Annotated in this window: 4 protein-coding genes; 2 read left to right on the top strand and 2 right to left on the bottom strand. The window is 73.6% G+C overall.

Annotation, left to right across the window (positions count from 1 at the left end):
- The first annotated feature begins 550 nt into the window (after positions 1-550).
- On the top strand, positions 551-1,000 hold the full coding sequence (locus D7M15_RS27865; protein ID WP_121520019.1) for a PTS glucose transporter subunit IIA: 450 nt from the start codon (positions 551-553) through the stop codon (positions 998-1,000).
- 78 nt (positions 1,001-1,078) lie between these two features.
- Positions 1,079-2,752 carry a phosphoenolpyruvate--protein phosphotransferase gene (gene ptsP / locus D7M15_RS27860; RefSeq protein ID WP_121520018.1) on the top strand — a complete coding sequence of 558 codons (1,674 nt, stop codon included), beginning with the start codon at positions 1,079-1,081 and terminating at the stop codon, positions 2,750-2,752.
- 49 nt (positions 2,753-2,801) lie between these two features.
- Here ptsP and D7M15_RS27855 read toward each other — a convergent pair whose 3' ends face one another.
- Together D7M15_RS27855 and D7M15_RS27850 are read right to left on the bottom strand one after the other, a co-directional pair.
- A complete protein-coding gene (locus D7M15_RS27855) occupies positions 2,802-3,731 on the bottom strand; it encodes a hypothetical protein (protein WP_121520017.1) in 930 nt (309 codons plus the stop codon).
- 88 nt (positions 3,732-3,819) lie between these two features.
- A complete protein-coding gene (locus D7M15_RS27850) occupies positions 3,820-5,904 on the bottom strand; it encodes an acetoacetate--CoA ligase (protein ID WP_121520016.1) in 2,085 nt (694 codons plus the stop codon).
- Positions 5,905-6,000: the final 96 nt, after the last annotated feature.

Genomic DNA, 6,000 nt, shown 5'->3' with positions numbered 1-6,000 from the left:
GCCGGGCACCCCGAAGGAATAATCCAGGGCAACCTCAGCATCCTCGCTGCGTATCAATCTCTAAAGGAACCCAAACCACCCCACACGCAGTGGGAAGGCCGGGGTATCAACATATCTGGCGTTGACTTTTGGCACGCTGTTGAGTTCTCAAAGAACGGACACTTCCATCAGAACCATCCCTGGCCCCTCCGGGTGTTCCCTTCGGTGTTTCGCGTTTCCGAATCTACCAGATCAATTTCCCCTGTTCCGCCACCCGTTCGGATGCGAACATGCCGAACCAGTGTTGGTTTTGCGGGAGTTGGTTTCTTCGGAGTGCTGCCCCGCGGCTCAGCGCCGGGCAGGGGTACGACAGTACAGGCCGGGCAGGGGCGCAGCAAATCGGGTGCGTGGGGCCCGGATCGGGGGTGGGTCCCGGGGTCCGGTGAGGGTGCCGTTCCGCCCGCTGTCCCAAGGGGTTTCAGATCTTCCTATGACTTAGGCTTCCCTCGGTGCGCCGTCCCGGAGAGGCAGAGACGGCCGTTGACCGGACCCCGCCACTGGGAGGCTTCCCATGACCACCGTGACGTCCCCGCTCGCCGGACATGCCATCGGACTCGCCGCAGTCCCCGACCCGGTGTTCTCGGGGGCGATGGTGGGCCCCGGCACCGCGATCGATCCCGTACGCGAGCCCACCGAGGCGGTCGCCCCGGTCGACGGCATCGTCGTGTCGCTCCACCCGCACGCGTTCGTCGTCGTCGACGCCGAGGGGCACGGTGTCCTCACCCACCTCGGCATCGACACGGTGCAGCTGAACGGTGAGGGTTTCGAACTCCTCGCCTCCAAGGGCGACACGGTGAAGCGTGGCGACCCCGTCGTCCGCTGGAACCCGGCCACGGTGGAGCAGGCGGGCAAGTCCCCCATCTCCCCCGTCGTGGCGCTCGAAGCCGCCGCCGACGCGCTCACCGACGTGGCCGACGACGGCGACGTCGCGGCGGGCGGGGCCCTCTTCAGCTGGGCGTGACCGCCGCGCCCCGTCGCGGGGCGAGGACAGCAGGAACCGCGGCGGCCGGGCCGTCGCTTCAGACCGGAGACGGGTGAGATGGACGCAACGCTTCAAGGCGTAGGTGTGAGTCACGGGGTCGCGATCGGTGAGGCGCGGCACATGGGCACCGCGGTGCTGGAACCGCCCGCCGGGCAGGTCGCGCCCGAGGACGCCGAGCGGGAGCAGGAGCGTGCCCGGCGGGCGGTGGACGCCGTGGCCGCCGACCTGGTCGCCCGCGGCCAGCTCGCGGGGGGCGAGGCGCAGGGCGTGCTGGAGGCCCAGGCGATGATGGCGCAGGACCCCGAGTTGCAGGCCGACGTGGAGCGGCGGATCACGGCGGGGAGCACGGCGGAGCGCGGGGTGTACGACGCGTTCGCCGCGTACCGCGAGCTGCTCGCGAACGCGGGCGAGTACCTCGCGGGCCGGGTCGCGGACCTGGACGACGTGCGCAACCGCATCGTGGCGCGGCTGCTGGGCGTGCCGATGCCGGGCGTGCCGGACAGCGACGAGCCGTACGTGCTCATCGCGCGTGACCTGGCCCCGGCGGACACGGCCCTCCTGGACCCGTCCCTGGTGCTCGGTTTCGTCACGGAGGAGGGCGGTCCGACGAGTCACAGCGCGATCCTGGCGCGTGCGCTGGGTGTGCCCGCCGTGGTCGCGCTGCCTGGGGCGTGCGCGGCACTGCCGGAGGGCACCGTCGTCGCGGTGGACGGCGCCACCGGGCACGTCACCGTGGACCCGGACGACGAGCAGCGGGCCGCGCTGGAGCGTGCCGCGGCCGAGCGGAGGGCGGCGCTGGCGGCGTCCACCGGTCCGGGGGTGACGTCGGACGGGCACAAGGTGCCGCTGCTGGCGAACATCGGCGGTCCCTCGGACCTGCCCGCCGCGCTGGAGGCCGGGGCGGAGGGTGTGGGCCTGTTCCGTACGGAGTTCCTGTTCCTGGACGACAGCGCGAAGGCGCCGTCGGAGGACAAGCAGGTGGCGGCGTACCGGGAGGTGCTGGAGGCGTTCCCGGAGGGGCGTGTCGTCGTACGCGTGCTGGACGCGGGTGCGGACAAGCCGCTGGACTTCCTGACCCCGGCGGACGAGCCCAACCCGGCGCTCGGCGTACGTGGGCTGCGGACGCTGCTGGACCACCCCGAGGTGCTCGCCACGCAGCTGGCCGCGCTCGCCAGGGCGGCGGAGGGGCTGCCGGTGTACCTGGAGGTCATGGCCCCGATGGTGGCCGACCGGCAGGACGCCCGCGCGTTCGCGGACGCGTGCCGGGCCGCGGGGCTGCGGGCGAAGTACGGCGCGATGGTGGAGATCCCGTCGGCGGCGCTGCGGGCGCGTTCGGTGCTCCAGGAGGTCGAGTTCCTGTCGCTGGGGACGAACGACCTCGCCCAGTACACCTTCGCCGCCGACCGGCAGGTCGGTGCCGTGTCCCGGCTCCAGGACCCGTGGCAGCCCGCGCTGCTGGACCTGGTGGCGCTGTCGGCGGACGCGGCGAAGGCGGAGGGCAAGAGCTGCGGCGTGTGCGGCGAGGCGGCGGCGGACCCGCTGCTGGCGTGCGTGTTGACGGGGCTCGGTGTCACCAGCCTGTCGATGGGCGCCTCCTCCATCCCGTACGTGCGCGCCGCTCTGGCCGCGCACTCGCTGGCGGACTGCGAGCGGGCGGCGGCCGCCGCCCGCGCCGCCGACAGCGCGGAGGACGCGCGGACGGCCGCTCAGGCGGTGCTCGCCGCGAAGTGAGCGCGGGCCGCCGGGCGTTCGCGCCACGGCGGCCACGGGGCGGGCGCCGTCAGCGGTGTCCGCCCCCGCCCGGTCGGGGGCGGGGCAGGGCGTATCCGGGCGCGTACTCGACGTCCGGCTCGGGTGGCACCGGCTCGCCGGTGTCGGCGTCCGTGCAGTACGCCGCGAACACCTCGGCCTCGGTGAGCGGCCGCAGCCATCCGTCCCGGACGCTCCAGCCGCGTACGGTCCCGGCGCCCGGGGGTCCGGACGGCGGGACGCGGCCGGTGCGGAGCACGATCCCGCCGGGGCTGCCGGTCGCCAGGCCCGCGGCCAGGACGCCGCACAGCAGCAGGGCGTCCGTGTCGGTCATGCGGAGCAGGCCGTCGTGGGTGCGGACGACGGTGAGCGCGGCGGAGAGCGGCCCACCGCCGGTGACGTGGACGCTGCACACCAGGTGGTGCCGGCCGGTCCCGGCGTACTCCAGCAGTGCGTTGAGCGCGTCGGCCGCGCGGCGGAACGCGGCGTGCCCGCGCGCGGTTGGCGGTCCGGTGGACGGGCGGTCGTCGGTGTCCGCGCACGCCAGCAGCTCCGCCACGTCCTGCCAGGTGCGCCTGCCCGCCTGGGTGCCGGTGAGCAGCGGCACCAGGTCGTCGATGCGCTGTCCGGCGTAGGGGACGGTGGTGCCGGTGGCGGCGATCTCCGCCACGTACCGGCTGCGGCTCTCCGGGGAGTCCGGGTCGAGGCGGGCGCCGTCGCAGAACAGCGCGTAGTCCGCTGGGTCGAAGCAGGTGACGCGGGTGGTGACGCCCTGGCGCGCGAGGGCGCGCAGCAGCGTCTCCGTACGGCGCAGGTACGCCCGGTGGTCACGGAAGGTGAAGGACCTGTACGCGCGCATGGCCGCGAAGTCGGCGGGTGCCGCCAGCACCGCCACGGTGCTGGGTGCTTCGCGGCGCAGCGCGCGGAACTGGCTCCGCCTGCGGCTCCTGGTGTGGGTCACGGCTCCCCCTCGTCACGTACGGCTCACGGCACTCACTCAACGTAGCCGAGGGGTCTGACAACCGGTTCCTCCCGTCGTACGGCCGGGCTCAGGCGGGGCGTCCGGCGGCCAGGTCGGCGTAGAAGCGGAGGAGTTCGACGTCGTCCACGGAGCCGGGGTTGACGGCCTTCTCCAGGCGTGTGCCCTGGAGGAGGCGCTTGACGGGGACCTCCAGCCGCTTGCCGGTGAGGGTGTGCGGGACGGCGGGGACCTCGATGACCTCGTCCGGTACGTGGCGGGGTGAGAGGGACTGCCGGATGGTGGTCCGGATGCGGTCGCGGAGGGTGTCGTCGAGGGTCGCGCCGGGGGCGAGGTGGACGAAGAGGGGCATCCAGTAGCCGCCGTCGCGCTGTTCGACGCCGATGACGAGGGACTCGCGGATCTCGGGGAGGCGTTCGACGGCCTCGTAGATGTCGGCGGAGCCCATGCGGACGCCCTGGCGGTTCAGGGTGGAGTCCGAACGGCCGTGGATGACCACGGTGTTGCGGGAGGTCAGGGTCGTCCAGTCGCCGTGCCTCCAGACGCCGGGGTAGGTGTCGAAGTAGCTCTCGCGGTAGCGCTCGCCGTCGGGGTCGTTCCAGAAGCGGATCGGCATGGACGGCATGGGGTTGACGACGACCAGCTCCCCGACCTCGTCCGTGAGGTCGTTCCCGGCGGGGTCCCAGGAGCGGAGGTCAGTGCCGAGGCAGGGCGCCTGGAGTTCGCCGGTGTGGACGGGGAGCGTGGGCACGGCTCCGGCGAAGCAGGAGCACACGTCGGTGCCGCCGCTGACGGAGGCGGTCCACAGGTCGTCGGAGACGGCGTCGTGCAGCCAGCGGAAGCCGTCGGGGGGCAGCGGTGAGCCGGTGGTGGCGACGCACTTGAGGCGGGACAGGTCGTGGTCGCGGCGCGGTTGGACGCCCGCCTTGCGGCAGGCCATGACGTACGCGGCGGAGGTGCCGTAGACGGTGGCGCCGGTGAGTTCCGCGACGCGCCACTGGGCGCCGGTGTCGGGGTGGCCGGGGCTGCCGTCGTAGAGGACGACGGTGCAGCCGGCGAGGAGGCCGGAGACGAGGAAGTTCCACATCATCCAGCCGGTGGAGGTGTACCAGAAGAACCGGTCGCCGGGGCCGAGGTCGCAGTGCAGGCCGAGCTGCTTGAGGTGTTCGACGAGGATGCCGCCCTGGGACTGGACGATGGCCTTGGGGAGGCCGGTGGTGCCGGAGGAGTAGAGGACCCAGAGGGGGTGGTCGAAGGGGACGCGGGTGAACTCCGGTTCGGTGTCGGCGGCGGTCAGCGCGGACCATTCCAGGGCGCCGTCGGGGGCGGGGGTGCCGAGCAGCGGGACGTGGACGACCGCGCGGAGGCCGGGGAGTTCGCGGCGCAGTTCGGCGACGGTGGCGGTGCGGTCGTGCTCCTTGCCGCCGTAGCGGTAGCCGTCGACGGTGAACAGGACGGTGGGTTCGACCTGCTGGAAGCGGTCGAGGACGCTGCGCGCGCCGAAGTCGGGCGCGCAGGAGGTCCAGACGGCGCCCACGGCGGCGGTGGCGAGGAAGGCGACGGCGGCCTGCGGGATGTTGGGCAGGTAGCCGCTGACGCGGTCGCCGGGGCGTACGCCGAGGCGGCGCAGTTCGGCGGCGAGGGAGCCGACCTGGCGGCGCAGTTCGGCCCAGGTGACGGGTTCGGGCCGGTGGCGTTCGTCGACGTGCAGGAGCGCGGGCTCGTCGGCGCGCGCGGGGTCCTCGGCGGCGCGCAGGGCGTGTTCGGCGTAGTTGAGGGTGGCGCCGGGGAACCAGCGGGCGCCGGGCATGGCGCGGTCGGCGAGCACCGTCTCGTACGGGCTGCCGAAGCGTACGTCGAACCATTCGGTGACGGCCTGCCAGAACGCGGGCAGCTCGCGTACGGACCAGGCGTGCAGCGCCGCGTAGTCGGCCTCCGGGTCGCCGGGTACGGGGGCGGGGGCGCCGTGCTGTCGGGCGGCCCAGGCGTGGAAGGCGGTGATCCGCGCGCCGTCCACCCGTTCCGGTCCGGGGCGCCAGAGCGGCTCCGGGGCCGTGCCCTCCGTGGGGGCGGCGCCCCCGGTGTCCGCGGCAGTCGTGCCTGTCGTGCCTGTCGCGGCTTCCTCGGGGGACGGGGTGTGGTGCGCTGCGGTCATGGCGGCTCCCGGCTGGTACGCGTCGTGTGCGTCGGCTTCCGCGCACGTGCTGGGGTGTGCGCGTGCCCGGCGGTAGGCAGGACGATGCCATGTGAC

This window comes from Streptomyces sp. Z26 (genome assembly GCF_003665095.1).
GTDB lineage: Bacteria > Actinomycetota > Actinomycetes > Streptomycetales > Streptomycetaceae > Streptomyces > Streptomyces phytohabitans.
Note: the sequence above shows the minus strand (reverse complement) of the source record. Positions and strands in the feature narration are given on the sequence as shown.